The following is a 26,931-nucleotide window of genomic DNA, read 5'->3' on the forward strand; positions in this document are numbered from 1 at the left end:
ATGCACGTCCTCGTGGTGCACAACCGCTACGCCTCGGCCCAGCCGAGCGGGGAGAACAAGGTCGTCGACCAGGAGGTGGCGCTGCTGCGCGGGGCCGGCCACCGGGTCGGGCTGTTCGAGCGGCGCAGCGACGACATCGCCGCGCGGTCCCTGCCCGCCAAGGCGGCGATACCGCTCCTGGTGCCGTGGAACCCGGCGGTCCGCACGGAGCTCGCCGCCCGGCTGCGCGCCGAACGGCCGGACGTGGTGCATGTCCACAACGTCTTCCCGCTGCTGTCGCCGGCGGTGCTGGCCGCCTGCGCCGACGCCGGTGTGCCCGCCGTCGCCACGCTGCACAACTACACCCAGGTCTGTCCGCCGGGCACGCTCCAGCGGGACGGCCGGCCGTGCACCGAGTGCGTCGGTTCCACGCCGCTGCCCGCCGTCCGGCACGGCTGCTACCGCGGCTCCCGGCTGGCGACGGTGCCGCTCGCGGTCAGCCTGTCGGTCAACCGGCGGCGGTGGTGGTCCGGCGTGGAGCGGTTCTTCTGCATCTCCGCGGCGCAGCGCGACGTCCTGGTGCGGTCCGGCATGCCGGCCGGGCGGCTGTCGGTGAAGCACAACTTCGTGCCCGACCCGGACGTCCGCCGGACGGGCACCGGCGAGCATGTGCTCTATCTCGGCAGGCTCGCCGAGGCCAAGGGCGTACGGCTGCTCATGGCCACGTGGGACGAACTCGCCGCCGGCGGCGGGGTGGGCGTCCCGCTCGTGATCGCCGGCACGGGACCGCTGGAGGCGGAGGTGACCGCCTGGGCGGCGGGCCGGGACGACGTGCGCTACGTCGGCCTGTGTGACACGGCGGAGTGCCAGAAGGCCATCGCGGGGTCGGTCGCCGTGGTGGCTCCCTCGACCTGGCTGGAGGCGTTCGGTCTGGTGGTCGTGGAGGCGATGGCGGCCGGGGTCCCGGTCGTCGCCGCAGGTCACGGCGCCTTCGTCGAACTCGTCGAGGACGGGGTGACCGGGCTGCTGCACCGGCCGGGCGAGGCCGCCTCGCTCGCGTCCTGTCTGCGCCGGATCACGGCCGGGCCGGACCACAACCGGGAGATGGGCCTGGCGGCCCGGATCCGTTACGAACAGGGTTTCAGCCCGTCCGTCGGGCTGGAGCGTCTGGTGGAGGGGTACCGCACCGCGATCGCGGGACGGTACGGCGGCGGGGACAGCCCGTCGCCGGCAGGGGAGCAGAGTACTGGCTCGCGGCAGGGACACCTGCGCGAGCGGGATGGGGGGAACACGAGATGACACGATGCCGACTGTGCGGCTCGGCGGCGCTGGTGAGCGTCGTCGACCTGGGGGCGACCCCGCCGTGCGAGAGCTTTCTCGCCGCGGACCGACTGGACGAGCCGGAGCCGGCGTACCCGCTGCACCTGCGGGTCTGCACCGACTGCTGGCTCGCGCAGATCCCTCCGCTCATCACGCCGGAGGAGACCTTCAAGGAGTACGCGTACTTCTCCTCCTACTCCACCTCCTGGGTGGAGCACGCACGGACGTTCGTCACCGACGCCGTGGAGCGGGTGGGTCTGGGCACCGACGCCTTCGTGGTGGAGGTGGCGAGCAACGACGGGTACCTGCTGCGGCATGTGGTGGACCGGGGGATCCGCTGCCTCGGCATCGAGCCGTCGGTGAACGTCGGCGCCGCGGCCCGGGACGCGGGGGTGCCCACGCTCACGGAGTTCCTGAGCCCGGAAACGGGCTCGGCCGTCCGCGCCGAGCACGGCCCGGCGGACCTGGTCGTGGCCAACAACGTGTACGCGCACATCCCCGACGTCATCGGGTTCACCCAGGGGCTGCGCGCCCTGGTCGCCGACGACGGCTGGGTCTCCATCGAGGTGCAGCACCTGCTGACCCTGATCGAGGAGAACCAGTACGACACGATCTACCACGAGCACTTCCAGTACTACACGGTCGCGTCCGCGGCCCGGGCGCTGGCGAGCGGCGGACTCACGCTCGTGGACGTCGAGTTGCTGCCCACGCACGGCGGGTCGATCCGGCTGTGGGCCCGGCCGGCCGAGGTGGCCGGCGAGCCGGCCCGGCGGGTGGCCGACGTGCTGGACCGGGAGAAGGCCGCCGGGCTCCAGGAACTGTCCGGCTACACCGAGTTCTCCGCCCGGGTGGCCAAGGTCCGCCGGGACCTGCTGAAGTTCCTCATCGAGGCGGCCGAACGCGGCGAGACCGTCGTCGGCTACGGCGCCCCCGGCAAGGGCAACACCCTGCTCAACCACTGCGGCATCCGGCCCGACCTGCTCCCGTACACGGTCGACCGCAACCCCTACAAGCACGGCAGGTTCACCCCGGGCACCCGCATCCCGATCCTGTCGCCCGAGCGGATCGCCGCCGACGAACCGGACTACGTCCTCGTCCTGCCGTGGAACCTGCGGGCCGAACTGGTCGAGCAGCTGTCCTTCGTGCACGCCTGGGGCGGCCGACTGGTCTTTCCCATACCGGAACTGAGCATTGTCGAGGTCAAGGCATGAAGGTCGTTCTGTTCTGCGGCGGCTACGGGATGCGGATGCGCAACGGCGCCTCCGACGACGTGCCCAAGCCGATGGCGATGGTCGGCCCGAGACCGCTGATCTGGCATGTCATGCGCTACTACGCGCACTTCGGGCACACCGAGTTCGTCCTGTGCCTCGGCTACGGGGCGCACCACATCAAGGAGTTCTTCCTCAGCTACGAGGAGACGACGTCCAACGACTTCGTGCTGCGGGGCGGCCGGACGGAGCTGCTGTCCACCGACATCTCGGACTGGACGATCACGTTCGTGCAGACCGGCATCGAGTCACCGATCGGGGAGCGGCTGCGCCGGGTGCGGCACCACCTGGACGGCGACGAGATGTTCCTCGCCAACTACGCCGACGTGCTCACCGACGCCCCGCTGCCGGAGATGATCGACCGGTTCGCCCGTCGCGACGCCGGGGCGTCGATGATGGTGGTGCCGCCGCAGTCCTCGTTCCACTGCGTCGACCTGGGCGAGGACGGCCTGGTGGGGGGCATCACCGCGGTGAGCGACATGCCGCTGTGGGAGAACGGCGGCTATTTCGTGCTCCGCCAGGAGATCTTCGACCACATCCCGGAGAACGGGGACCTGGTCGCCGACGGCTGCGCCCGACTGGCCAAGGAGGGACGGCTGGTGGCGCATCAGCACCGCGGCTTCTGGAAGCCGACCGACACCGTGAAGGAGCGGGCCGCGCTGGACGAGGCCTACGCCCGGGGCGACCGCCCGTGGGCCGTGTGGGAGCACGGCGTCGGCGTGGGTCCGGGCGCGACCGGCAGCCGGGACGGCTCGGGAGCGCGGGCGTGATCCGGATCGGGGCCGGGCGTCTGGACCGGATCGTCGCCGTGGGCGCGCACTGCGACGACATCGCCATCGGCGCCGGCGGCACCCTGCTGACGCTGTGCCTCGCGCGGCCGGGTGTCCGCGTCGACGCGCTGGTGCTCTCCGGCGGCGGCGGCGACCGGGAGCAGGAGGAGCGGGCCGCGCTCGCCGCCTTCTGCCCGGGCGCCGACCTGCGGCTGACCGTGCACAAGCTGCCGGACGGCCGGCTGCCCGCGCACTGGGAGGAGGCCAAGGCCGCGGTCGAGGAGCTGCGCGCGGAGACCGAGCCCGACCTGGTCCTCGCCCCGCGCACCGACGACGCGCACCAGGATCACCGCGGCCTGGCGCGGCTGATGCCCACCGCGTTCCGCGACCACCTCGTGCTCGGCTACGAGATCGTCAAGTGGGACGGCGATCTCGGCCGTCCGTCGGCGTACCAGCCGCTGTCGCCGGAGATCGCCGAACAGAAGGTGCGGCTGCTCCAGGAGCACTATCCCTCGCAGCGGCACCGGCCCTGGTACGACCGGGAGGCCTTCCTCGGGCTGGCCCGGATCCGCGGTATCGAATGCCACGCGCGCTACGCCGAGGCGTTCGCCGTCACCAAACTCACTCTCGACCTGGGGGAATGAACCTTGCGCGTACTGCTGACCGGGCACCAGGGCTACCTGGGCACCGTCATGGCCCCCGTCCTCACCGCCGCCGGGCACGAGGTCGTCGGGCTCGACGCCGGCCTGTTCGCCGACTGCGTCCTCGGCCCGGCGCCCGCGGACCCGCGGGGGCACCGGGTCGACCTGCGTGACATCACGGCCGAGCACGTGGCCGGGGTGGACGCCGTGATCCACCTGGCCGCGCTGTCCAACGACCCGCTGGGATCGCTGGCGCCGGAACTCACCTACGACATCAACCACCACGCGTCCGTGCGGCTGGCCCGGCTGGCCCGCGACGCCGGAGTGCGGCGCTTCCTGTACGCGTCGACGTGCTCGGTGTACGGCGCCTCCGGTGGTGACGACCTGGTGGCCGAGGACGCGCCGCTGCGCCCGGTGACGCCCTACGCGGAGTCCAAGGTGCGGGTCGAGGACGACCTGCACGCGCTCTGCGACGGCGACTTCAGCCCGGTGTACCTGCGCAACGCCACCGCCTTCGGCTACTCCCCCCGGCTGCGCGCCGACATCGTGCTGAACAACCTGGTGGGCCACGCCCTCCTGTCCGGCGAGGTCCTGGTGCTGTCCGACGGCACCCCTTGGCGCCCGCTGGTGCACGCCGCCGACATCGCCCGGGCCTTCGCGGCCGCGCTGACCGCGCCGCGGGCAGCGGTGCACGACCGGGCGTTCAACATCGGCAGCGAGTTCAACAACGTCACGGTCGCCGAGATCGCCGACCAGGTCGCCGAGGCGGTGTCCGGCGCCAAGGTGGTGATCACCGGGGAGAACGGCGCCGATCCGCGGTCCTACCGGGTGGACTTCTCCCGGTTCCGCGCCGCGGTGCCCGGCTTCGACTGCGAGTGGACGGTGAAGCGGGGCGCGCTCGAACTCGCCGACGCCTACCGCGCGCACGGGCTGACGCGGGAGGACTTCGAGCGGCGCTTCACCCGGCTGGCCGTGCTGCGCGCGGCGTCCGAGGCCGGTGCCGTCGACGACACACTGCGGTGGCGCCGGTGACCACGGTGGGCGAGGAGATGTACGCGCTGGTGGAGCGGTTGTACCCGCTGTGCCGGAGCATCACCGGCGACGGGGTGCGCGCCACCCTGGCGATCGTCGACGAGTACCTCCCGCTCCAGGTGCACGAGGTGCCGACCGGGACCCAGGTGCTCGACTGGACGGTGCCGCAGGAGTGGAACATCCGGGACGCGTACATCGCGGACTCCGCGGGCCGCCGGGTGGTCGACTTCACCGCGTCCAGCCTGCACGTGCTCGGCTACAGCGTGCCGGTGTCGGCGACCATGCCGCTGGCCGAGCTGCGCGAACACCTGCACACCCTGCCGGACCACCCGGCCTGGGTGCCCTACCGCACCAGCTACTACCGGCCGGAATGGGGGTTCTGCCTGGCCCAGGAGACCCTGGACGCGCTGCCGGACGGCGAGTACGAGGTGCGAATCGACTCCACGCTCGCCGACGGCCACCTCACCTACGCCGAGCACGTGGTCCCCGGGCAGGTCGCCGACGAGGTGATCGTCTCCAGCCACGTCTGCCATCCGTCGCTGGCCAACGACAACCTGGCCGGCATCGCGGTGGCGACGTTCCTGGCCCGGGCACTGGCCGAGCGGACGCCGTACCACACCTACCGGTTCATCTTCGCGCCCGGCACCATCGGGGCGATCACCTGGCTGGCCCGCAACGCGGAGCGGATCGACCGGGTCAAGCACGGGCTGGTGCTGGCCTGCGCGGGCGACTCCGGCCGGCTCACGTACAAACAGAGCAGGCGCGGCGACGCCGAGATCGACCGGGTGCTGCGGCACGTGCTGGCCGCCTCCGGACGCCCGCACCACATCAAGGAGTTCACCCCGTACGGCTACGACGAGCGGCAGTTCTGCTCACCCGGGTTCGATCTCGGCGTGGGCTCGCTCAGCCGGACCCCGTACGCCGGCTACCCCGAGTACCACACCTCGGCGGACGACCTGGACTTCGTCTCCCCGGAGGCGATGGCGGACACACTCGCCCTGTGCGACGAGGCGTTCGCCGTCCTCGACGGCAACCGGCGGTACGTCAACCTCAGTCCCTACGGCGAACCGCAACTGGGGCGGCGCGGGTTGTACGACTCGCTCGGCGGCCGCAGCGACGCCAAGGAGGCCCAGCTGGCCATGCTGTGGGTGCTCAGCCTCTCCGACGGCGAGCACGGTCTGCTGGACGTCGCCGAGCGGTCCGGGCTGCCGTTCGACACCGTCGCGGCCGCGGCCGGCGCCCTGCACGGCGCCGGGCTGATCAAGGCATGACGCCGATGACCACCGAGGGGGAGAAGACGAAGACGCCGCCCGGATCGGCCCGGCGGGCCCTGGTCGGCCGGCTGTCCTGGGGCCTGGCCGACCAGGCGGCCTCCAGCGTGAGCAACTTCGTGGTGGGCATCTATGTGGCCCGCTCGCTGGGGGTGACCGCGTTCGGCGTGTTCAGCCTCGCCTGGGTCACGTACGGCGTGGTGCTCAACGTCTCCCGCGGGCTGGCCACCGACCCGCTCGTGGTGCGCTTCAGCGGCGTGCCGGACGCGTCCTGGCGCGGGGCGGTGACCCGGTCGACGGGGACCGCGCTGGGCGTCGGCACGGCCCTCGGCACGGTGTGTCTGGTGGCCGGGCTCGGCCTCGGCGGCCGCGTGGGGCCCGCGTTCGCCGCCCTCGGCGTCGTGCTGCCGGGACTGCTGCTCCAGGACGCCTGGCGGTTCTCGTTCTTCGCCGCCGGCGCCGGGCGCAAGGCGTTCGTCAACGACGTCGTGTGGGGTGCCGCGCTCGTCCCGGCGATGGTGGTGGCGGCCCGCGTGGACAGCGTGGCCGCGTTCGTGCTCGCCTGGGGCGCGTCCGCCACGGTGGCGGCGGCGTACGGTTACGTGCAGTCCGGCATCCTGCCCCGGCCGGCCGAGGCGCGCGGATGGCTCCGCGAACAGCGCGACCTCGGCTACCGGTACCTGGTCGAGAACGTCAGTCTCAGTGGCGCGAGCCAGCTGCGGGCGTACGGGCTCGGCGCGATCGTCGGCGTCGGCGCGGTCGGCGCGGTACGGGGCGCCGAGCTGCTGCTGGGCCCGTTCCTCGCGGTGCTCATGGGGCTTTCGCTGGTCACCGTCCCGGAGGCGGCACGGGTGCTGCGGCAGGCCCCGCAGCGGCTCGGGAAGTTCTGCCTCCTGCTCGGCGGTGGGCAGGCGGCCGGCGCGCTGCTCTGGGGCGGGACCCTGCTGCTGATGCCGGGCCGGGTCGGCGAGCTGGTGCTCGGCGACGTCTGGGCCGCCGCCTCCGAACTCATCGTTCCGATCACCCTCGGCGTCGCGGGCGCGGGCCTCGGCACCGGAGCGGCGGCCGGGCTGCGCGCGCTCGGCGCGGCCCGGCGCAGCCTGCGCTGCCAGCTGTTCGCCTCCGCCTGCTACGTCGGCGGCGGACTCGGCGGGGCGGCGGCCGCCGGCACGGTCGGCTCGGCCTGGGGCGTCGCCGCCGCGACCGTCGGCGGCTCCGCCGTGTGGTGGCTCCAGCTGCGGTCCGCCCTGCGCGAGCGCGACCGCCATCCCATCCCCGAAGTGAGGACCTCATGACCGACCGCCCCAGGCTGAGCATCGGCCTGCCCGTGTACAACGGCGAGGAGTACCTGGCCGAGTCGTTCGACGCGCTGCTCGGCCAGACCTACGAGGACTTCGAGCTGGTCGTCTCCGACAACGCCTCGACCGACGGAACCCAGGAGATCTGCCGCGAGTACGCCGCGCGGGACTCGCGCATCCGGTACCTGCGGCTGCCCCGGAACATCGGCGCCGCGCCGAACCACAACCACGTGTTCACCGAGTGCCGGGGCGAGCTGTTCAAGTGGGCCTCGCACGACGACCTGTACGCCCGGGACCTGCTGCGGCGCTGCGTGGAGGCGCTGGACGAACGGCCGGACGTCGTCCTCGCGCACAGCGGCCAGGCGGTCATCGACGGCGACGGCCGGGTGAAGGTCCCGTACGAGTACGGGCTCGCCACCGACTCACCCGACGCACCGGAGCGCTTCCGCAGCCTGCTGTTCGAGCCCGGTGGCGACGACTTCTACGGGGTGATGCGGGCCGACATGCTGCGCCGGGTGAAGCCGCACGACAGCTACCACCACGCGGACCGCACGTTCGTCGCCGAGATCACCCTGCACGGGCCCTTCCACCAGGTGCCGGAGCTGCTGTACTTCCGCCGCGACCACCCCACCCGCGCCGAGCGGGCGAACCCTTCCAAGCGCTCCCGGTGCGTCAACCTGGACCCGCGCCGGGCGGGCCCGCTGCACCCGACGCCCCGGCTGCTCGCCGAGTACGTCTGGGGTTTCGTCTCGGCGATCCGGCGGGCGCCGCTGTCCCCGGCCGACCGGCGCGCGTGCTACGGCCACCTGGCCGCGTGGATGACCAGCCGGGTCCGCCCGGGCGCCGGCGAGCGGATCGAGGACCGCGCGCCGGTCGACCCCGGCCTGCTCACGGTCTCGGTCGACGCCCTCGTCGCCGGCCGCGAGGGGAGACGGGCATGACGTCCGGAGACGGATCTCCGGTGCGGGTGGGGCTGTTCGGCCTGCTCGGCTCCGGCAATCTCGGCAACGACGGATCGCTCGAGGCCGTCCTCGGCCACCTTCGCGCCCAGCACCCCGAGGCGGTCGTGGACGCACTGTGCGGCGGCCCCGAGTCGGTGACGACCCGGTTCGGCATCCCCGCGACGCGGCTGCACTGGTACCGCGGCGAGTACCGGACCGCGTCACGGGCGGGCGCGATCGCGGGGAAGGGACTGGGCAAACTCGTCGACGTCTTCCGCACCGCCGCCTGGGTGCGCCGCCACGACCTGGTGATCGTGCCGGGCATGGGTGTCCTGGAGGCCACGCTGCCCCTGCGGCCCTGGGGCTTTCCGTACTCCCTGTTCCTGCTCTGCGCGAGCGGCCGGCTGCTGCGCACCCGGGTGGCGCTGGTCGGCGTCGGCGCCGCGCCGATCGCCGACCCGCCGACCCGGGCCCTGGTGCGCTGGTCGGCGCGGCTGGCCGCGTACCGGTCGTACCGGGACGCGCAGTCCCGCGACGCGATGCGGGCGATGGGCGTGGACACCGGGCGCGACGAGGTGCACCCGGACCTCGCGTTCGCCCTGCCGGCACCACCGGCGAGCGCGCCCCGGGACCCGTCGGCCCCGCCGGGCCCGGTCTGCGTCGGCGTCATGGACTTCCACGGCGGCAACGACGATCGTGCCCGGGCCGACGAGATACACCGGCGCTATCTCGACGGGACGATCCGGTTCGTCCGCACGCTGGTCGCGCAAGGCCGTCCCGTCCGGCTGCTCACCGGCGACGACTGCGACGACGCGGTGGTCGCCGCGATCCTCGACGCGGTGGGCTCGCCGCTGGTCACCGCTGCCGAAGCGGCGTCGCTGGCCGACCTGATGAAGGAGATGGCGGCGGCCGACACCGTGGTGGCGACCCGGTACCACAACCTGGTCTGCGCGCTGCGGACCGGTACACCGGTGCTCGCTCTCTCCTACGCGGCGAAGAGCGACGCGCTGATGACGGAGATGGGCCTCGGCGCGTACTGCCACCCGGCGCGTGAGGTCGACGCCGACCGACTGCTCGAGCAGTTCCGTGCGTTGGAGAAGCACGCGGGCGACGTGCGCCGGACGCTCACCGAGCGGAATCTGGCCGCCGCCCGGCAACTCGACCACCAGTTCCGCTCCTTGACCGCGGCCCTGTTCCCGGCCGCCGACCCCACCCCCGGCTCACGGAAGGCGTCATGAAGGCGATCGAAGTCCCCGAGATCACCGGCACGTACCTGTTCGAACCGACGCCCTACGCCGACGAACGCGGCTTCTTCTGCCGCACGTTCGACGCCGACGTGGTCCGCTCGGTGGGCATCGACCCGGACGCCTTCGTCCAGGACAGCCTGTCCCGCTCGGTCCGGGGCGTGCTGCGCGGCCTGCACCTGCGCTCGGGCGCGGGGGAGGCCAAACTGGTGCGGTGCTCGTACGGGCGGATCTTCGACGTCGTGGTGGATCTGCGGCCGGACTCCCCCACGTTCCGCAACGTGGTCTCCTTCGAGCTGTCCGGCGCGACACAGGTGACCCTGTACATCCCGGCGGGGTGCGCGCACGGCTTCCAGGCCCTGAGCGAGACCGCCGACACCTCCTACCGGATCGACCGCCCGCACGACCCGGCCGAGGACGTGACGATCGCCTTCGACGACCCCGAGCTCGCCGTTCCCTGGCCGCTCCCGGTCACCTCGATGTCCCAGCGGGACCGGGAGGCGCCGAGCCTCGCCGAGGTCCTGAAGCGCCGGGAAACGTGAAGAGACGCGAAGAGAGTTGAGGTCGGCGTGGACACCCAACACACCGCAGAGTTCCACCTGCCCCGGTCGCGGACGGCGAACGAGCGGTTGCACGCCCTGGTCCCCGGGGGCGCGCACACCTACGCGAAGGGCGACGACCAGTACCCCGAGGACCTGGCGCCGGTCATCAGTCACGGCCGGGGCGCCCATGTGTGGGACCTCGACGGAAACCGCTACATCGAGTACGGCTCGGGCCTGCGGTCGGTCAGTCTCGGCCACGCCCACCCACGGGTGACCGAGGCGGTGCGGCGCGAACTCGACCGCGGCAGCAACTTCGTCCGGCCGTCCGTCGTGGAGCTCGACGCCGCGGAACGCTTCCTGGCCACGGTGCCGACCGCCGAGATGGTGAAGTTCGCGAAGAACGGCTCCGACGCCACCACCGCCGCGGTGCGCCTCGCCCGCGCGGTCACCGGGCGCCCGCGGGTGGCGATCTGCGCCGACCATCCGTTCTTCTCCGTCGACGACTGGTTCATCGGCACCACGCCGATGTCCGCCGGCATTCCGGCGGCGACCACCGAGCTGACCGTGGGGTTCCCCTACGGTGACCTGGCCGCCACGGAGGAGGTGCTCACCCGGTACCAGGACGAGGTCGCCTGTCTGATCCTCGAACCCGCCGGCCACACCGAGCCGCCGCCCGGGTACCTCGCCGGTCTGCGCGCGCTGGCCGACCGGCACGGCTGCGTCCTGGTCTTCGACGAGATGATCACCGGCTTCCGCTGGTCCGAGGCGGGTGCCCAGGGCCTGTACGGCGTCGTCCCCGACCTCTCCACGTTCGGCAAGGCGCTGGGCAACGGTTTCGCGGTCTCCGCGCTGGCCGGGCGGCGCGAGCTGATGGAGCGGGGCGGGCTGCGGCACTCCGGCGACCGGGTGTTCCTGCTGTCCACCACGCACGGCGCGGAGACGCACTCCCTGGCGGCCGCGATGGCCGTGCAGACCGTCTACGCCGAGGAGGGCGTCACCGCGCGGCTGCACGCCCTCGGCGAGCGGCTGGCCGCCGGTGTCCGCGAGGCCGCGGCCGGTATGGGCGTCGGCGACCACGTCCTCGTCCGGGGGCGGGCGAGCAACCTGGTCTTCGCCACCCTCGACGAGAACCGGCAGCCGTCGCAGCCGTACCGCACCCTGTTCCTGCGGCAGCTCCTCGCGGGCGGGGTGCTGGCCCCGTCGTTCGTGGTGAGCAGCGCGCTCGGCGACGCCGACATCGATCGCACCGTCGACGTGGTGGCCGAGGCATGCGCGGTGTACCGCAAGGCACTGGACTCCGGCGATCCCACCCCCTGGCTGGCCGGCCGGCCGGTGAAGCCCGTGTTCCGCCGCCTGGCATGAGGTGACGTGACGCCACATGGCGTGACGTCAGCGCTCCCGCCGGACGGCTTCGGCCGTCCGGTCGGGCCGACGGTCTGCCCGGCGGTCGGCGCGGCGGTCGTTCAGCCGGTCGGCCGTCCGGTCGGTCAGCCACGCGGTCGCCGGTACCACCGCCAGCGCGGTGCACCAGCCGCCGAGGACGTCGGTCGGGTAGTGGGCGCCCAGGGCCACCTGCGCCCAGCCCATGGCGGCGCCTGCCATCAGCGCCGCGGCGAGCACGAGTGACGTTCCGGCCGTGCCGCCGAGGCCCAGCCGGCCGGTCGCGAGCAGCGCCACCGCGACGGCGAGCGCGGTGGCGAAGGCGGTGTGCCCACTCGGGTAGGACAGGTTCCCGTCGTGGATGGTGCGCCCCACCAGGGACTTGAGCAGCGTCGCCGTCCCCACGGTCAGGCCCGCGCCGACGACCACGAGCACCGCCGCGCGTGGACCGCGCAGCAGCAGACAGCCCGTCACGGCGGCCCCGACCAGCAGCACCGCTCCCCCGGGCTCCCCCAGGAAGTCCGTGGCCAGGGCGATGTGCCGCCACGGCGACCCGACACCGTACAGCGCCTCCCCGACCCGCGCGTCCGCCGTGCCGGGCTCGCTGTCGCCGGCGAACAGGATCCCGAGCACGACGACGACCAGGGCGGCGAGGACCGCGGTCAGCCCGAGCGGGCCGCGCAGCGGCGGGGGCAGCGCCGCGGGCGCCGCGCGGCAGGTCGGCCCACGGCGCTCCGCCGTGTCCGGCGGACGGTGTTCCGCGTCCTGGCTTCCCGAGGCGGCGTGCAGGTGGACCCCCCTCGTCCGGCCGGTGAGCAGCCATGCGTCAGCGGCTTCCTTCGGGCTTCGTTCGCCACCCTAACCAACAACGCGCTCGCGCAGTACGGGGCCTCCGGCTCGGCGCCCCGTGCGGCCGGGACGACGGCCGGCAGGACGGCGGGGCGAACGCGGCACGACGGCCGGGGCGAACGCGGCACGACGGCCGGGCCACGACGGCACGACGGCCGGGGCGGCGGCCCTGTCGGCGACCGGGGCTCGGTCTCGTACACCGACCGGGGGCTCCGGCCCGGACGGCGAGCGGGGCTCCGGTCGGAGGGGCACACCCAGGTGTCGTCCCCTCCCCGTCGTGCTGGTGCGCCGTCACCATCTGTGGTTACCTGGCGTCATGACCGTGCTTGTGACCCGCCGCCACGTGGACTACGTGCGTGTCACCACCACGGGTTGTTCCGCCGCGAGCTGACGCCCCGCTCCGGTATCCGAACCACCCCCGCACCCTCGCCCTCGCACCGCACTGCCTCCGTTCTGCCCCCTTCCGGTCCGGGCAGCGGCGGCGCGGTCGCTCCGGGCATTCCGCACGCCCCGCACAAGGGAGAGCCATGAGCCAGCCGATCGACTCCGTCACCGCCGGCCACACCCCCGAGGACGCACCCGCCGGACCCGACACCTCGGCCTGGTCGTTCGAGACCAAGCAGATCCACGCCGGAGCGGCGCCGGATCCGACGACCGGGGCGCGGGCGGTGCCGATCTACCAGACGACCTCGTTCGTCTTCCGCGACACCCAGCACGCCGCCGACCTGTTCTCGCTCGCCGAACCGGGCAACATCTACACCCGTATCCACAACCCGACCCAGGACGTCTTCGAACAGCGGATCGCCGCGCTGGAAGGCGGCGTCGCCGCGGTGGCCCTCGCCTCCGGGCAGGCCGCGGAGACCCTCGCCATCCTGACGCTGGCGAGCGCGGGCGACCACATCGTCTCCAGTACGTCCCTGTACGGCGGCACCTACAACCTCTTCCGGCACACCTTGCCCAGGTTCGGCGTCGAGGTGTCCTTCGTCGACGACCCGGACGACGTCGAGGCCTGGCGGGCGGCGATCCGGCCGAACACGAAGGCCCTGTTCGCCGAGACGCTCGGCAATCCGCGCGGCAATGTGCTCGACGTACGGGCGGTGGCCGACGTGGCGCACACGGCGGGTGTGCCGCTGATCGTGGACAACACCGTACCGACCCCGTATCTGCTGCGGCCCGTCGAGCACGGCGCCGACATCGTCGTCCACTCCGCGACCAAGTTCCTCGGCGGGCACGGCACGACCATCGCCGGCGTGGTCGTCGACGGCGGCACCTTCGACTTCGGCGCGCACGCCGACCGCTTCCCCGACTTCAGCGAGCCGGACCCCAGTTACCACGGTCTGCGGTACTGGCCCGCGCTCGGACCGGGAGCCTTCGCGGTCAAGCTGCGGGTCCAGCTGCTCCGCGACCTCGGCCCCGCCCTCTCCCCGCACTCGGCCTTCCTCCTCCTCCAGGGCGTGGAGACGCTCAGCCTGCGCATCGAGCGGCACTCCGCCAACGCCCAGGCCCTGGCCGAGTGGCTGGAACGGCGCGACGAGGTCGCCGCCGTCCACTACCCGGGCCTGGAGTCCAACCGCTGGTACGAGGCGGGGCAGCGCTATCTGCCGCGCGGCGCGGGCGCCGTCCTGGCCTTCGAGCTGCGCGACGGGGTCGAGGCCGGCAAGCGGTTCGTCGACGGTGTCGAACTGTTCAGCCATCTCGCCAACATCGGCGACGTCCGCAGCCTCATCATCCATCCGGCGTCCACCACCCACAGCCAGCTGGACGAAGCCCAGTTGACGGCGACCGGCACCTCTCCCGGCCTGGTCCGCCTGTCGGTCGGCATCGAGAACCTCGCCGATCTGAAGGCGGACCTCGAAGCCGGTTTCCGCGCCGCGAAGGGCGCGTCCTGAACGCCGTACCGACGACCTCCCAGGTCCCCCTCCCGCCGGCCTCCGGGGCCTGGCGGGAGGGGGACCCCCCGGGGCGCCGCCGATGGCAGGTGCGGGAGAAGCCGCTGCCCCTGGAGGCGGGAGGTGAACTGCCCGGTGTGCGGCTGGCGTTCGAGACCTGGGGGCGGCTCGCGCCGGACGGCTCCAACGCCGTGCTGGTGCTGCACGCCCTGACCGGCGACAGCCATGCCGCCGGGCCCGCCGGACCCGGGCACCCCACCACCGGCTGGTGGGACGGGCTCATCGGGCCGGGTCTGGCCCTGGACACGGACCGCTGGTTCGTCGTCGCCCCCAATGTGCTCGGCGGCTGTCAGGGCAGCACCGGACCGTCGTCGACGCGGCCCGACGGGCGGTACTGGGGCGGTGCGTTCCCCGCACTGACGCAGCGCGACCAGGTCGCCGCGGAAGCCGGCCTGGCCGACGCGCTCGGCATCGACCGGTGGGCCCTGGTGATCGGCGGCTCCATGGGCGGAATGCGGGCCGTGGAGTGGGCCGTGTCCCGCCCCGAGCGCACGGGCGCACTGCTCCTGCTCGCCACCACGGCGGCGGCGAGCGCGGAGCAGATCGCCTGGGCCGACATCCAGCTCCATGCCGTCCGTGACGACCCGCACTGGCGCGGCGGCGACTACCACGACACGGGCCGGGGGCCGGACGCGGGACTCGGTCTGGCCCGCCGCATCGCCCACGTCACCTACCGCAGCGAGCCGGAGCTGCACGTCCGCTTCGGCCGCGCGCCCCAGGGCGCGGAGGACCCCTTGAACGGCGGCCGCTACCAGGTCGGTTCCTATCTCGACCACCACGCCGCCAAGCTGGTGCGCCGCTTCGACGCGGGCAGCTATGTCGTGCTGGCCGACGCCATGAACACGCACGACATCGGCCGCGGCCGGGGCGGTACGCGCGCCGCGCTGCGCCGTGTGTCCGCCAGGACGCTGGTCGCCGGAGTGAGCTCGGACCGTCTCTATCCCCTGGCCCAGCAGGCGGAGCTGGCCGCGGGCATCGCGCACGCGGATCGGCTGCGGGTGATCGAGTCCCCCCACGGCCACGACGGTTTCCTCATCGAGGTGGAGCAGGTCGCCGCGCTCGTGCGTGAACTCATGGGCCAGTGAGGGCCGTCCCGACTCCCGGCGCGTGACTTTCGCGACTGTCAAGGCTGTTGACGGCTGTTCGCGTCTGTCGCGGAGGGGCACGTCGAGGGGCACGTCTTGCCCCTGACGCGTACGTCAGGGGTTAGCGTCTGCGCGCCGTCGGCCGGTCCGGGCCGGCCGGCCCCGTCCGCGCGCCCGCCTTCGTACCCGCAAGAGGAGCCGACATGGCCGTCGTCCCGCCCGCCACGACCCGCGAGATCCTGCTGAGCGCCCCGCCCGACGGGCTGCCGGGGCCCGAGCACTTCACGATCACGCGGAAGCCGGTGCCCGTCCCCGGTCCCGGCCAAGTCGTCGTGCGCAACCGCTACTTCCTCGTCTTCCCCGGCCTGCGCACGCTGATCGGCGGCCAGGCCGACGGCGTGCCGCTGCCCCGTATCCACGTCGGTGACGCGCTGTTCGGCCCCGCGGTCGGGGAGGTCGTCGCGGCCGGTCCCGGCGGCCCGTTGCGCCCGGGGGACACGGTCATCCATCTGCTCGGGTGGCGCGAGCACGCGCTGGTGGCGGCGGCCGACTGCGCCGTGCTGGACGATGTGCTGCCCGACCCGGTGGCTCATCTGTCGTCCGGGTCGGCCGCCTACGGGGCACTGACCCGGCTCGCCGGAGTCCGCCCCGGCGACACCGTGTTCGTCACCGGCGCGGCGGGAGCCGTGGGGACGTTGGCGGGTCCCGTCGCGCGGCTGCTGGGCGCCGGGCGGGTCATCGGGAGCACCCGGTCGCCGGAGAAGGCCGAGCGGCTGCGGGCCGAACTGGGCTACGACGCGGTCGTGGTCCCGGGATCCGGGCCGATCGACGGGCAACTGGCGACGGCGGCGCCGGACGGCGTCGACGTGGTGCTGGACAACGTCGGCGGGGAGACGCTGGCCGCCGCCGTGCGCGCCGCGCGCCGGGGTGCCCGCTGCGCACTGGTCGGCGCGCTGTCGGGACAGTTGTCACCCGCTCGCGACGGTGGCAGCGCGCCCGCGGAGATCGACACGTTCCGGCTCGTCAACCAGGGCATCTCGCTGTCCGGTTACCGCGGCGCGGACCATCCCGAGGTCACGGCGGAATGGCACGGGCGCTTCGGGGACTGGCTGCGCTCCGGTGAGATCACCTTCCCTCAGGTGCGGATCCCGGGCATGGACGACGCGCCCCGGGCGTTGCAGGAACTGTTCGAGGGGCGGCACTTCGGGACCGTCGTCGTGGAGTTGCCGCCGTCGTGAGGCGTCGTCGCGCGCGGACGCGGCGGCCGGGACCGGGAGCGTGAGGTCGGACATGCGGATCGGAGACGCGGCGGCAGCCGCCGGGACCACCCCGCGGGCACTGCGGTTCTACGAGGAACGGGGCCTCCTTCCACCGCCGAGGCGCACCGCCACCGGGCAGCGTGAGTACGGGCCGGACGAGGTGGCGAGAGTGCGCGTCATCCGTGAACTGCTGGCGCTCGGGCTCACCGTCGAGGACCTGCGCGGTTTCGCCGACCGGATCGGCCTGCTGGTGGCGGATCCGCGGCGGCGCTGCGGCGACCCCGGCGCGGGCGGCCCGGGCGCCGGGGTCGTCGACCGCAGGATCGCGGCCCTCGACGCCGAGATCGCCCGTCTGAGCCGGTTGCGCGCCGGGCTGTCCCTGCTCACCTACGGACGTCCCTGACGATCACCCGGGGACGTAGGGCGCCGAGTCGCCCTTCCGTCGGGGGACGTCTCACGGAGTCGCCTCCCGCAGTGCGTCGGAGACGGACTTCACGCCGCCGTGCGCGGTGAGGCCGCCGTCGACGGGGATCTCGGCGCCGGTGATGAAGGAGGCCTCGTCGGACAGCAGGAAGACCACGAGCGGGGCGACCTCGTGCGCGGTGCCGGTGCGGCCCAGCGGTGTCTCGCGGACGTTCGCCTCGCGGAACGCGGGTGCGGCGGAGGCGGTCATCTCGGTCTCGATGAAGCCGGGGTGGATCGTGTTCACGCGGATGCCGCGCGGGCCGAGCTCCGTCGCGGCACTCTTCGACAGACCGCGCAGGGCCCATTTGCTGGCCGTGTAGACGACCGGGTAGTGGCCGGTGAGGGCGGCGGAGGAACCGACGTTGACGATGGAGGAACCCGGCGGCATCAGCGGGGCCAGGTGCTGGATGCCCAGCAGCGGCCCGGTGACGTTGACGGCGTGGACGCGGGCGAAGTCCTCGGGCCGTACGTCGCCGACGCGGGCGCGCCAGGTGATGCCGGCGTTGTTGACCAGCCCGTGCACCTCGCCGTACGACTCCCGCAGGAGCGCGGCCAGTTCGGCCCAGTCGTCCTCGCGGGTGACGTCGAGGCGCCGGCATCCGTCCGCCGGGCGGGCGTCGGTGGCGACGACCCGGGCGCCCTCCCGGGCCAGGGCCGCGGCCTCCGCCGCGCCCTGGCCGCGGGCCGCGCCGGTGACGACCACGACCTTGCCCGTGAGCCGGCCCCGGTGCGCGGCGGTCACGGGCGCTCCCGGGTGCGGCGGCGGGCGGTGGGGAGCGGGACCGGGTCGGTGCCCGCGACCACCGTGTTGGAGACGGTGCCGATGCCCTCCACGGTGAGGGTGACCGTGTCGCCGGGCTTCAGCGGCGGCGGCGACTGCTCCGCGCGCACGCCCCACAGCTCCGCCAGGCAGCCGCCGTTGCCGCAGGTGCCGGAACCGAGCACGTCGCCGGGTCGGACGACGGTGCCCCGGGAGGCGTAGGCGACCATCTCCTCGAAGGTCCAGCTCATGTTGGAGAGCAGGTCCGTGCCGACGGTCTCGCCGTTGACGGAGGCGGTGAGCGCCAGGCGCAGGAAGCCGTCGGCGTCCCGGTACGGTTCCAGCTCGTCCGCGGTGACCAGGTACGGCCCGAGGGTGGCGGCCGTGTCCTTGCCCTTGCAGGGGCCGAGGTTGACCCGCATCTCGCGGGACTGGAGGTCGCGCGCGGACCAGTCGTTGAGGATCGTGTAGCCGACGATGTGGTCGCGGGCCTGTTCCGGGGTGAGGTCGCGGCCCTCGCGGCCGATGACGGCTGCCACCTCGAGCTCGAAGTCGAGCACCCCGGAGCCGGGCGGCACGGGCACCTCGTCGTCCGGGCCGATCACGGAGTAGGGGTTGGTGAAGTAGAAGGTCGGCGCGTCGTACCAGGCGTCGGGCACCCCGCCGGAGCCGTCGATCGAGCGCCGTACGCCCTCGACGTGTTCCTCGAAGGTGACGAAGTCTCGCAGGGTCGCCGGCTGCACGGGCGCCAGGAGCCGGACGTCGGCGAGCGGGACGGCCGGGCCCGTCGGGTGTCCCCCGCGGGCGGCCTCCCACGGGGTGACGCCGTCCGGGAGGTGGCGTACGGCGGCGCCTTCGACCAGGCCGTGGCGGCGGCGGCCCCGGTGGAGATAGGTGGCTATGCGCATGTGTCCCTCACACCGGCGGGGCGACGAAGACGCCGCGGTCGACGTCGTTGAAGGACTCCTTGGCGACGAGTTCGTTCATGGGGTTGGCGGTGCCCCACTGGTCGGCGATCTCGGGCCGGGAGAAGTCGTAGACGTGCGGGTGCCAGGTGTCCTCGTCCAGCAGTTCCAGCTCCGTCGTGTACTCCACGGTGTTGCCCTGCGGGTCCAGGAAGTAGGTGAAGGTGTTGTCCCCGGCCGTGTGCCGGCCCGGACCCCAGAGCTTGCGGGCCCCCGAGCGGATCACCCGGCCGGAGCCGCGCAGGTACTCGTCGATCCCGCGCATCTCGAACGACACGTGGTGCAGGGAGGTGTGCGGGCCCTTGGCGATCGCCATGGAGTGGTGCTGGTTGCTGATCCGCATGAAGTGCATGGCCTCCCCCATCCGGGGGTGCATGAGGGTGTCGGAGAGCGCGAAGCCGAGGTGGCGCTCGTACCACTCCCGGGTGCGGTTCAGGTCGGGGGAGTTGAGGACGACGTGCGAGAGCTTGACCGGGATGGCCTCCTTCTCCTCGATCCTGCGGTGCCGGCGCACCTCGACGTCGGCGGAGACCTCGACGGTGCGGCCGTCGACGTCGAAGAAGCGGAAGCCGTAGCCGCCGCCCGGGGTGTCGACCTTGCCCGGCCGCGAGACCAGCCGGACGCCTCCGGCGAGGAGCCGCTCGGCGAGGGTGTCCACGTCCGCCGTGTTCGCCGCGCCGTAGGAGACCAGGTCGAGGCGCTTCTCCTCGGCCTTGCGCAGCCGTACGACGTACTGTTCGGGGCTGCCCTCGGCGGCCAGGAAGGAGATCCCGGAGTCCTCGGCGACCTTGGTCAGGCCCCAGACACCGGCGTAGAAGTCGAGTTGCCTGTCGTAGTCGGGCACGGCGAGGTCGACGTGCCGCAGGTGGGTGAGCAGACGCATGGGGGTCAGTCCTTCCGGAGGAGGGCGGCGGCGTTGCCGCCTCGTACGGCGTGGAAGTCGGCGTCGGGCAGCCGGGCCGCGCGCAGTGCGCCGACGGGGTCCTCGGTGCCCATGTCGAAGGGGAAGTCCGAGCCGAGGAGCACGCGGTCGGCGCCGACGGCGCGGACCAGCTCCCGCAGGACGTGCGGGTCGTGGACCAGTGAGTCGAAGTAGAGCCGCTGGAGGTAGCTGCTGGGCGGACGGGCGCAGCCCGCTCCCGCGTCGGCGCGGGTCGACCAGGCGTGGTCGGAGCGTCCGATGTGGGTGGGCAGGTAGCCGCCGCCGTGGGCGGCGATCAGCTTCAGGCCGGGGTGCCGGTCGAGCACCCCGGAGAAGATCAGGTGGGAGAGGGCGACGGCGTTCTCGGTGGGCTGGCCGACGGTGTTGGACAGGTACCAGCGGTCAAGGCGCTCGTCGAGCGTGCAGCCGAAGGGATGCAGGAAGAGGACCGCGCCCGTCTCCTCCGCTCGCGCCCAGAAGGGTTCGTAGGCGGGGTCGGAGAGTTCCCGGCCCGGGGCGTGGGAGGAGATCTCCACACCCGACAGGCCCTGTTCCAGGGCGTGTTCGAGGGCGCGTACGGCCAGGTCCGGGTGCTGGAGGGGGACGAGTCCCAGTCCACGCAGCCGGTCCGGTGCGGCCGAACAGTGCGCGGCCGTGGCCTCGTTGGCCAGTCGGTACACCTTGTCGGCAGTCTTCTCGTCGGCCCAGTAGTGGTAGTGCGAGGGCGAGGGGCTGACCAGCTGGACGTCCACGCCCTGCGCGTCCATGGCGGCCAGCCGCACGGTGACGTTGGTCAGCCGCGGGACGCGCTCGCGGACCATGGGCCCGCTGACGGCCAGCGAGGCGGGTCCGTTGCGCCGGGCGTCCAGTTCCCTGGCCGCGGCCAGACCGGGGAGCCCGGCGACGAGGGCGTCGACCTCGGGGAGCAGGACGTGGGCGTGCACGTCGACGGTCGGCGTCGCGGGCGCGGTCACGGCAGTTCCTTGAGCATCGTCATCGTCCGGCCGATCAGGCCGGGGACGTCGGCGTCGCGGACACCGTCCAGCTGCCACTGCCCGAGCTGCACGGACGCCTCGACGACGGCCCGTACCCGGGGGATGCGGCGCTCGTGGTACCGCTGGAGCAGTGCGTCGTCCCAGTCGTGGCCGGCGGTGAGGAGCCCGGCGAGGACGGAGGCGTCCTCCAGGGACATGGCGGCGCCCTGCGCGAGGGTGGGCGGGCAGCAGTGCGCGGCGTCGCCGATCAGCACCACCCGGCCGCGGTGCCAGGAGCCCTCGACGAGCAGTCGGTCGAACCAGGTGTAGTTGACCTTCGACGGGTCCGTGAGGTGGGGGGTGATGTCGGCCCAGTGGCCGCCGTACCCCTGGGTGAGGCGGCGCATCTCGTCGGCGTACGTCGCCGGGTCGATGGTGGCGCGGTCGCGGCACGCCTCGACGACGTAGGCGTAGATGCTGTCCGGACCGGTCGGGCAGTAGCCGGCGATGTACGCCGGGCCGCCGTAGGCGAGGTCGGTGCGGACCAGGCCCGCGGGGCGCGGGGCGCTGGTGCGCCAGATGGCCATGCCGGTCGGCTCGGGTTTCGCCGTGATGCCGATGGCGGCCCGGGTCGCGGAGTTGAGCCCGTCGGCGGCGATCACCAGGTCGTAGCGGGCGGTGGTGCCGTCGCTGAAGCGCGCCGAGACGCCCTCGGCGTCCTGGTCCAGGGTCTCGGCGGTGGTGCCGAGGCGGACCCGGGCGCCACTGGCCCGGACGGCGTCGATGAGGATCCGCTGGAGCCGGGGCCGCTGCATGCCCAGGGTGGCGGGCAGGTCGTCGCCGCCGGTGCGGAGGTCCTCGGCCTCGTGGAGGAGGGTGCCGTCGGGGGCGATGACGCCCAGTGAGCCGAAGGCCCAGCCGAAGGACTCGACCTCGTCCCAGACGCCGAGTTCGCGCAGCACGCGCAGGGCGTTGCCCTGGAGGGTGATGCCGGAGCCGGTGGTGGCGTTCCAGTCCGGCTTGGCCTCGATCAGGTCCACGGTGAGGCCGGCGCGGCGCAGCAGAACGGTCACGGCGTTGCCCGCGGCACCGCCGCCGATGACGAGGACCGTGCGGGGTGGGGTCATGGGAACCTCCCTTGTCACGCGGGCTACTTGACCGCGACCGGGTTGACGGGTGAGCCGACGGCTCCGGTGATGGGCAGGGGTGCGGCGGTGAGCCAGAACGCGTAGCGGCCGTCCGCGGCGCAGTCGGCGGCGAGCGCGTCGAGGTCCCACATCTCCCCGATGAGCAGGCCCATGTTGGGGATGGCGACCTGGTGCAGGGGCTGGAAGGCCGCGTCGAACTCGTTCGGCCGTACCTCGAAGCCCCAGGTGTCGGTGGCGATCGCGGCGATCTCGGTGCGGTGCAGCCAGCCGGCCGTGGTGAAGGACAGGCCGGGCGAGTCGCCGCCCGCGTAGTCGCCCCAGCCCTCGCGCCGGGCCCGGGTCAGCCGGCCGGTGCGTACGACGACGATGTCCCCGCGGCCCACCGCCACGCCGTGCGCGTCGGCGGTCGCGGTCAGGTGCTCCTCGGTGATGGCGAACCCGTCGGGCAGTTCGCCTTCCGTGCCGATGACCCGGCCGACGTCGAGGAGGACCCCGCGCCCGGCGACGTACGGCGCCATGTGCTCGATGCCGGTGACGAGGTCGCCGTCGGAGGTGACGACCTTCTCGGCGGGCCGTCCGTTCCAGGCTTTGCCGTGGTCGAAGATGTGGCCGAGGCCGTCCCACTGGGTGGAGCACTGGAGCGGCATCGCGATCACGTCGTCGGCGCCGCCGATGCCGTGCGGGAAGCCCTGGTTGCCGAGGGCGGCGTCGGTACCGGTGTCGAGCATGGTGTGCACCGGGTTGGTGCGCCGCCGCCAGCCCTTCTGCGGGCCGTTCATGTCGAAGGACTGCGCGAGCGAGAAGCTGACACCCCGGCGGACCAGTGCGGCGCCTTCGCGGCGCTTCGCCTCGTCGAGGAAGTTCAGGGTGCCCAGCACGTCGTCCTCGCCCCAACGACCCCAGTTGGAGAAGGACTCGGCGGCTTCGGCGATCGCGCCCTCGGGGTCGCGGCGGTCCGGGTTCACGCGGTCTCCGCGATACAGCGGGTGCGCTGGGCACCGAGTCCGGTGATCGAGCCGTCCATGACGTCGCCGTCGCGCAGCAGTCGCCCCCAGTGCATGCCGTTGCCCGCGGGGGAACCCGTCAGCACCAGGTCGCCGGGCAGGAGCCGGGAGGCCTGCGAGGCGTACGACACCAGCCGGGCGATGCCGAAGAGCATGTCCTCGGTGGACTCGTCCTGCATGGTCTCGCCGTTCAGCTTCAGGGTGACCCGCAGATCGCCCGGGTCGGCGACCGAGGCGGCCGGCACGATCCAGGGGCCGAGGGGGGTGAAGCCGGGGGCGTTCTTGCTGCGCAGCCAGTCCGTGCCGATGGCCTTCATGTCCCGGCGGAAGACGGTGGCGCGGTCGGTGAGGTCGTTGGCGATCGTGTACCCGGCGATGTGCGCCAGGGCCCGCGATGCGGGCACCCGGTAGGCCGGCCTGCCGATGACGACCGCCAACTCCAGTTCCCAGTCGGGCTGTTCGGCCCAGGAGGGCAGGACGACGTCGTCGTAGGGACCGGTGATCGCGCTCGGCAGACCGAGGAACACGTACGGCAGGTCCTCGGCGGCCCGCCGGTCCATGATCTCGGCGATCTCCGCCCGGGCAACCTCCGGGGTCCGCGGGTCGTCGGGCGCGCGGTGGGCGACCTCCAGGTCGATCACATGCTGCCGGTAGTTGGCGCCGGACTGGAAGACCTGGCGGGGCTCGACCGGGGCGTGCACCCGCAGGCCGTCGAGCGGCCGCCAGGCGTCGGCGGTCTCGGCGGTGCCGACGGCAGCCGTGGTGCCGACGGTGCCGTCCGCCGCCAGGGCCTCCAGGCGCGGCAGCACCTCGTCCCAGCGCTCGAGGAGCCGCCGGGTCGTCAGCGCGGGGTCGTGAAAGGCGGTACGAAGGTCCAGCACCCGTCCCTCGGGGATCACGAGAGCGGGGAAAGATGCCTGGTCGGGGGCTGAGAGGGTGCCGAGGGCGAAGGGTCCGGAGAAGGACGCGGAAGGGGTTCGGTGTTTCACTGACATGTCCTCCTGATGACGATGCGACTAATCTGGCCCCACCTCCCGTAATCTGGGAAATCGATTCTTTGGATATCGATCATCCATCGTGTGGATATCGCCGCATGGAGCGGCCTCGCTGCGGAGGCGTTGTGTACCTGTCCGGCCTCGACCTCAACCTCGTGCTGTCCCTGCGGGCCCTGCTGGAGGAACGCAACGTCACCCGCGCGGGGCAGCGCATCGGGCTCAGTCAGCCCGCGATGAGCGCGGCCCTGGCCCGACTGCGCCGCCACTTCGACGACGAGCTGCTGTCCCGCGTCGGCGGCCAGTACGAACTCACCGCCCTCGGACGCGCGCTGCTCGACCGCACCGCCACCGCCTGCGACCTGCTGGAGCGGGTGTTCAGCAGCCGGGCCGAGTTCGTCCCCGGCAGCGAGGAGCACGAGTTCACCCTGCTCTCCTCCGACTACGCCGTCGCCGTGTTCGGCGCCGAGCTCGCCCGGCGGGTGCACGCCGAGGCGCCCGGGGTACAGCTGCGCTTCCAGCGGCCGCCGACCGAGGTGACGGAGGAGACGGCGGCACTGCTCAGCACCGCCGACGGGCTGCTGATGCCGCACGGCGTCATCAGCGGGTTCCCCACCGTGGAGCTGTTCACCGACGGCTGGGCCTTCCTCGTCGCCGACACCAACGACGAGGTCGGCGACCGGCTGACCATGGACGACCTGGCCCGGCTGCCCTGGGTCACCTACCAGCGCACCTACGACGCCCCCGCGGCCCGCCAGTTGAGCATGCTGGGCATCGAACCCCGCGTCGAGGTCTCCGTCGACAGCTTCCAGGTGCTGCCGTTCCTGGTGGCCGGCACCCGCCGGATCGCCCTGGTGCAGCAGCGGCTGGCCGAGCAGTTGCGCGGGGTGGCGGCGGTGCGTGTCCTGGCGGCGCCGTACGAGGTGGTCCCCCTCCAGGAAGCCCTGTGGTGGCATCCGGTCCACACCCACGACGCGGCCCATATGTGGCTGCGGGAGACGGCGGCCCGCGTGGGCGCGGAGCTGAGCGCGCCCACATCCGCGCCCGCGTCCGGGACCCGGGCCGCATCCAGGGCGTGAATGATCCACATCCTCGATCCCGATCGGGCGAGGGGTAGGCAGGGCCCGCGCGGTGCCCCATAGTCGTCTCCACCCGACACCGGAGCCGCCCCACCGACCGCTGCCGGGGCGGTACGGCCCCCGGCGAGCCGACCGGTGAGCCGACCCGACCCGCGCGGTCGTCACGGCAGCGCCCGGCGCGGGTGTGCCGGTGTACCGGCGCCACCGGTGCGCCGCACTCCTGCCACGCGCCCGGCGTTCCGGCCCCGCTCGGGGTGCCGGGCCCGCGCCGGGTTCCGGACCCCCGGGTTCGGACCCCCGGATTCCGGGCCCGCCCGGGTTCCGGGTGTCCGCTCCGGGACGGCCGCGTCCTCGTCCCCCTTCCGCTACGCCAGGTGGAGTTCCCGCATGCCCGCACCCGTGCCCCCGCTCCCGTCCCCGCCGCTCGCCGGCACCGCCACGGCCATCGGCACCGCCGAGGACACGCCGTCCGAGCCGCCCGTGTCCGGAGCCGGCCACCGGCTCCGCATCACCTTGCTGATGGCGGGCAGTTGTCTGCCCATCCTGGGCGCCGTGCTCATCGCGCCCGTGCTGCCCCGGATGCGGGACCACTTCGCCGGCACACCCGGCGTCGAGGCCCTGGTCCCCATGGCGCTGACGATCCCGGCCCTGTCCCTGGCGCTGCTGGCGCCCTTCGCCGGCATCGTCGTCGACCGGCTCGGCCGCAAGCGCCTCCTGGTGATCGCCACCGTGCTCTACGCCTTCGTCGGCACCGCCCCGCTGTGGCTGGACTCCCTCGGCGCCGTCGTCGCCAGCCGCGCCCTCGTCGGAGTCGTCGAGGCCGCCATCATGACCTGCTGCACCACCCTGATCGGCGACTACTACTCCGGTCGGCAGCGTGACCGTTATCTGGCCATGCAGACGATGTGCGCCTCGATCTCCGCGACGGCCTTCTTCGTCCTGGGCGGCGTGGCGGGATCGGCCGGCTGGCGCACACCGTTCTGGGCCTACGCCGTCAGCCTGCTCCTCGCCCCCGCCATGGCCGCCTTCCTGCCCCGCCCCCGACCGGCCGACCTGACCGCCGCACCCGCCGACCTGACCGCCGCACCCTCCCCCGCCGCACCCGCCGACGCGGCCGGCGTCCCCTCCCCCGCCGTGCCCCGCGACACGGTGCGGGGCGGGCGTTCCTTCCCCTGGCGGCCGCTGGCCGGGACCTGCGCGCTCACCGTCTTCGGCGCCGTCCTCTTCTACACCGTCCAGGTGGAGATGGCCTTCCTCCTCGACGACATGGGGGTGACCGACCCCGGCACGATCGGGCTGGCCATCGCCGCCTCCAGCCTCGCGACCGTGATCGGCGCGGTCGTCTTCACCCGGCTCGGCCGCGCCCCGGACGCCTGGCTGCCGGCCGTCTTCGCCCTGTGCGCCCTGGGGTTCGCCGTGATCTGGCTGGCCCCCGGCCCGGTCGTCCTGACCGTCGGCGCGATGATCAACTGCTTCGGCGGCGGCATCATGCTGCCGAGCCTGCTGACCCTCGCCCTGTCGAAGCTGGACTACGCCGACCGCGGCCGCGGCACCGGGCTGTGGACGGGTTCCTTCTTCATCGGCCAGTTCGTCTGCCCGCTCGTGGTCCTCGCGCTGACCGCGGCGGTCGGCAGCCTGGCGGGAGCGCTGGGCGTGCTCGCCCTCGCGGGAGCCGTCGGGGCGCTCGGACTGGCCCTGGCCGCCCGCCGACGGGTGCCCCTCACCGCGAGGTGAACCGGGTCGGGCGGGGGCGCGGCACGGGAGGTCGCGTACGGCGCCGCGGGGTCGTCGCGG

The 26,931-nt window shown here is 73.4% G+C and carries 25 protein-coding genes; 17 read left to right on the forward strand and 8 right to left on the reverse strand.

What is annotated here, in order from left to right; genetic code table 11:
* Genes AOQ37_RS22040 through AOQ37_RS22090 form a run of 11 tightly spaced genes read left to right on the forward strand, consistent with a single transcriptional unit; the run spans position 1 to position 11,668 of the window.
* A complete protein-coding gene (locus AOQ37_RS22040; RefSeq protein ID WP_062646321.1) occupies positions 1-1,278 on the forward strand; it encodes a glycosyltransferase in 1,278 nt (425 codons plus the stop codon).
* Entirely contained in the window at positions 1,275-2,510 is a 1,236-nt protein-coding gene (locus AOQ37_RS22045) for a class I SAM-dependent methyltransferase (RefSeq protein WP_062646322.1), read from the forward strand. Before AOQ37_RS22040 ends, AOQ37_RS22045 begins: the two co-directional genes overlap by 4 nt.
* Entirely contained in the window at positions 2,507-3,337 is an 831-nt protein-coding gene (locus tag AOQ37_RS22050) for a glycosyltransferase family protein (protein ID WP_062646323.1), read from the forward strand. Before AOQ37_RS22045 ends, AOQ37_RS22050 begins: the two co-directional genes overlap by 4 nt.
* Positions 3,334-3,981: a PIG-L deacetylase family protein gene (locus AOQ37_RS22055; protein WP_062646324.1), complete on the forward strand. Its 648-nt coding sequence runs from the start codon at positions 3,334-3,336 to the stop codon at positions 3,979-3,981. Before AOQ37_RS22050 ends, AOQ37_RS22055 begins: the two co-directional genes overlap by 4 nt.
* A 3-nt stretch (positions 3,982-3,984) precedes the next feature.
* Entirely contained in the window at positions 3,985-5,010 is a 1,026-nt protein-coding gene (locus AOQ37_RS22060) for an NAD-dependent epimerase/dehydratase family protein (RefSeq protein ID WP_062646325.1), read from the forward strand.
* Positions 4,998-6,281, forward strand: a complete 1,284-nt coding sequence (locus AOQ37_RS22065; protein WP_062646326.1) for a DUF4910 domain-containing protein — start codon at positions 4,998-5,000, stop codon at positions 6,279-6,281. The genes AOQ37_RS22060 and AOQ37_RS22065 overlap by 13 nt, the downstream gene beginning before the upstream one ends.
* Positions 6,278-7,576 carry an MATE family efflux transporter gene (locus AOQ37_RS22070; RefSeq protein ID WP_374701535.1) on the forward strand — a complete coding sequence of 433 codons (1,299 nt, stop codon included), beginning with the start codon at positions 6,278-6,280 and terminating at the stop codon, positions 7,574-7,576. The genes AOQ37_RS22065 and AOQ37_RS22070 overlap by 4 nt, the downstream gene beginning before the upstream one ends.
* Positions 7,573-8,520: a glycosyltransferase family 2 protein gene (locus AOQ37_RS22075; protein ID WP_062646328.1), complete on the forward strand. Its 948-nt coding sequence runs from the start codon at positions 7,573-7,575 to the stop codon at positions 8,518-8,520. Before AOQ37_RS22070 ends, AOQ37_RS22075 begins: the two co-directional genes overlap by 4 nt.
* Positions 8,517-9,758 carry a polysaccharide pyruvyl transferase family protein gene (locus tag AOQ37_RS22080; RefSeq protein WP_062646329.1) on the forward strand — a complete coding sequence of 414 codons (1,242 nt, stop codon included), beginning with the start codon at positions 8,517-8,519 and terminating at the stop codon, positions 9,756-9,758. The genes AOQ37_RS22075 and AOQ37_RS22080 overlap by 4 nt, the downstream gene beginning before the upstream one ends.
* Complete coding sequence (gene rfbC, locus AOQ37_RS22085; protein ID WP_062646330.1) at positions 9,755-10,306, forward strand: dTDP-4-dehydrorhamnose 3,5-epimerase; 552 nt, start codon at positions 9,755-9,757, stop codon at positions 10,304-10,306. The genes AOQ37_RS22080 and rfbC overlap by 4 nt, the downstream gene beginning before the upstream one ends.
* Positions 10,307-10,333: 27 nt before the next feature.
* On the forward strand, positions 10,334-11,668 hold the full coding sequence (locus AOQ37_RS22090; protein WP_062646331.1) for a glutamate-1-semialdehyde 2,1-aminomutase: 1,335 nt from the start codon (positions 10,334-10,336) through the stop codon (positions 11,666-11,668).
* Between the two features lie 27 nt (positions 11,669-11,695).
* Here the strand turns inward: AOQ37_RS22090 and AOQ37_RS22095 are convergent, their stop codons facing one another.
* Positions 11,696-12,382: a phosphatase PAP2 family protein gene (locus tag AOQ37_RS22095; protein WP_062646332.1), complete on the reverse strand. Its 687-nt coding sequence runs from the start codon at positions 12,380-12,382 to the stop codon at positions 11,696-11,698.
* A gap of 680 nt (positions 12,383-13,062) precedes the next feature.
* Here AOQ37_RS22095 and AOQ37_RS22100 point away from each other — a divergent pair.
* From AOQ37_RS22100 to AOQ37_RS22115, 4 genes are all read left to right on the forward strand, one after another.
* Positions 13,063-14,424 (forward strand): bifunctional o-acetylhomoserine/o-acetylserine sulfhydrylase, encoded by a 1,362-nt coding sequence (locus tag AOQ37_RS22100; protein WP_078890304.1) that lies wholly within the window; start codon positions 13,063-13,065, stop codon positions 14,422-14,424.
* Positions 14,421-15,569, forward strand: a complete 1,149-nt coding sequence (gene metX, locus AOQ37_RS22105; protein ID WP_078890321.1) for a homoserine O-acetyltransferase MetX — start codon at positions 14,421-14,423, stop codon at positions 15,567-15,569. Before AOQ37_RS22100 ends, metX begins: the two co-directional genes overlap by 4 nt.
* A 203-nt stretch (positions 15,570-15,772) precedes the next feature.
* A complete protein-coding gene (locus AOQ37_RS22110) occupies positions 15,773-16,807 on the forward strand; it encodes an MDR family NADP-dependent oxidoreductase (protein WP_062646333.1) in 1,035 nt (344 codons plus the stop codon).
* A 52-nt stretch (positions 16,808-16,859) separates the two neighbouring features.
* Positions 16,860-17,231, forward strand: a complete 372-nt coding sequence (locus tag AOQ37_RS22115) for a MerR family transcriptional regulator (RefSeq protein ID WP_062646334.1) — start codon at positions 16,860-16,862, stop codon at positions 17,229-17,231.
* A 51-nt stretch (positions 17,232-17,282) separates the two neighbouring features.
* On the opposite strand, the gene AOQ37_RS22120 is transcribed toward AOQ37_RS22115, so the two are convergent.
* Genes AOQ37_RS22120 through AOQ37_RS22150 form a run of 7 tightly spaced genes read right to left on the reverse strand, consistent with a single transcriptional unit; the run spans position 17,283 to position 24,061 of the window.
* The gene (locus AOQ37_RS22120) at positions 17,283-18,035 is read right to left on the reverse strand and encodes an SDR family NAD(P)-dependent oxidoreductase (RefSeq protein ID WP_062646335.1); all 753 of its coding nucleotides are present in this window, start codon (positions 18,033-18,035) and stop codon (positions 17,283-17,285) included.
* Positions 18,032-18,961, reverse strand: a complete 930-nt coding sequence (locus tag AOQ37_RS22125; protein WP_062646336.1) for a fumarylacetoacetate hydrolase family protein — start codon at positions 18,959-18,961, stop codon at positions 18,032-18,034. The genes AOQ37_RS22120 and AOQ37_RS22125 overlap by 4 nt, the downstream gene beginning before the upstream one ends.
* A 7-nt stretch (positions 18,962-18,968) precedes the next feature.
* Positions 18,969-19,901 (reverse strand): VOC family protein, encoded by a 933-nt coding sequence (locus AOQ37_RS22130; protein WP_062646337.1) that lies wholly within the window; start codon positions 19,899-19,901, stop codon positions 18,969-18,971.
* A gap of 5 nt (positions 19,902-19,906) precedes the next feature.
* On the reverse strand, positions 19,907-20,914 hold the full coding sequence (locus tag AOQ37_RS22135) for an amidohydrolase family protein (protein ID WP_062646338.1): 1,008 nt from the start codon (positions 20,912-20,914) through the stop codon (positions 19,907-19,909).
* Positions 20,911-22,041: an FAD-dependent oxidoreductase gene (locus AOQ37_RS22140; RefSeq protein WP_062646339.1), complete on the reverse strand. Its 1,131-nt coding sequence runs from the start codon at positions 22,039-22,041 to the stop codon at positions 20,911-20,913. Before AOQ37_RS22140 ends, AOQ37_RS22135 begins: the two co-directional genes overlap by 4 nt.
* 23 nt (positions 22,042-22,064) lie before the next feature.
* Positions 22,065-23,027, reverse strand: coding sequence for a cyclase family protein (locus AOQ37_RS22145; RefSeq protein WP_062646340.1), 963 nt, complete (start codon positions 23,025-23,027; stop codon positions 22,065-22,067).
* The gene (locus AOQ37_RS22150; protein WP_062646341.1) at positions 23,024-24,061 is read right to left on the reverse strand and encodes a fumarylacetoacetate hydrolase family protein; all 1,038 of its coding nucleotides are present in this window, start codon (positions 24,059-24,061) and stop codon (positions 23,024-23,026) included. The genes AOQ37_RS22145 and AOQ37_RS22150 overlap by 4 nt, the downstream gene beginning before the upstream one ends.
* 125 nt (positions 24,062-24,186) lie before the next feature.
* Here AOQ37_RS22150 and AOQ37_RS22155 point away from each other — a divergent pair, with 125 nt between their 5' ends.
* Both AOQ37_RS22155 and AOQ37_RS22160 read left to right on the forward strand, forming a co-directional pair.
* Positions 24,187-25,137, forward strand: coding sequence for a LysR family transcriptional regulator (locus tag AOQ37_RS22155; protein ID WP_062646342.1), 951 nt, complete (start codon positions 24,187-24,189; stop codon positions 25,135-25,137).
* A gap of 387 nt (positions 25,138-25,524) precedes the next feature.
* A complete protein-coding gene (locus tag AOQ37_RS22160; protein ID WP_062646343.1) occupies positions 25,525-26,871 on the forward strand; it encodes an MFS transporter in 1,347 nt (448 codons plus the stop codon).
* Positions 26,872-26,931: the final 60 nt, after the last annotated feature.

The organism is Streptomyces maremycinicus (assembly GCF_001184025.1).
In the GTDB taxonomy this organism is placed as follows: domain Bacteria; phylum Actinomycetota; class Actinomycetes; order Streptomycetales; family Streptomycetaceae; genus Streptomyces; species Streptomyces maremycinicus.

What these genes read in the sequence shown, in the direction of transcription:
- AOQ37_RS22040 (WP_062646321.1), top strand. Translation starts at nt 1, where the DNA reads ATGCACGTCCTCGTGGTGCACAACCGCTACGCCTCGGCCCAGCCGAGC.
- AOQ37_RS22045 (WP_062646322.1), top strand. Translation starts at nt 1,275, where the DNA reads ATGACACGATGCCGACTGTGCGGCTCGGCGGCGCTGGTGAGCGTCGTC.
- AOQ37_RS22050 (WP_062646323.1), top strand. Translation starts at nt 2,507, where the DNA reads ATGAAGGTCGTTCTGTTCTGCGGCGGCTACGGGATGCGGATGCGCAAC.
- AOQ37_RS22070 (WP_374701535.1), top strand. Translation starts at nt 6,278, where the DNA reads ATGACGCCGATGACCACCGAGGGGGAGAAGACGAAGACGCCGCCCGGA.
- AOQ37_RS22075 (WP_062646328.1), top strand. Translation starts at nt 7,573, where the DNA reads ATGACCGACCGCCCCAGGCTGAGCATCGGCCTGCCCGTGTACAACGGC.
- AOQ37_RS22080 (WP_062646329.1), top strand. Translation starts at nt 8,517, where the DNA reads ATGACGTCCGGAGACGGATCTCCGGTGCGGGTGGGGCTGTTCGGCCTG.
- rfbC (WP_062646330.1), top strand. Translation starts at nt 9,755, where the DNA reads ATGAAGGCGATCGAAGTCCCCGAGATCACCGGCACGTACCTGTTCGAA.
- AOQ37_RS22100 (WP_078890304.1), top strand. Translation starts at nt 13,063, where the DNA reads ATGAGCCAGCCGATCGACTCCGTCACCGCCGGCCACACCCCCGAGGAC.
- AOQ37_RS22110 (WP_062646333.1), top strand. Translation starts at nt 15,773, where the DNA reads ATGGCCGTCGTCCCGCCCGCCACGACCCGCGAGATCCTGCTGAGCGCC.
- AOQ37_RS22115 (WP_062646334.1), top strand. Translation starts at nt 16,860, where the DNA reads ATGCGGATCGGAGACGCGGCGGCAGCCGCCGGGACCACCCCGCGGGCA.
- AOQ37_RS22125 (WP_062646336.1), bottom strand. Translation starts at nt 18,961, where the DNA reads ATGCGCATAGCCACCTATCTCCACCGGGGCCGCCGCCGCCACGGCCTG.
- AOQ37_RS22130 (WP_062646337.1), bottom strand. Translation starts at nt 19,901, where the DNA reads ATGCGTCTGCTCACCCACCTGCGGCACGTCGACCTCGCCGTGCCCGAC.
- AOQ37_RS22140 (WP_062646339.1), bottom strand. Translation starts at nt 22,041, where the DNA reads ATGACCCCACCCCGCACGGTCCTCGTCATCGGCGGCGGTGCCGCGGGC.
- AOQ37_RS22150 (WP_062646341.1), bottom strand. Translation starts at nt 24,061, where the DNA reads ATGTCAGTGAAACACCGAACCCCTTCCGCGTCCTTCTCCGGACCCTTC.
- AOQ37_RS22160 (WP_062646343.1), top strand. Translation starts at nt 25,525, where the DNA reads ATGCCCGCACCCGTGCCCCCGCTCCCGTCCCCGCCGCTCGCCGGCACC.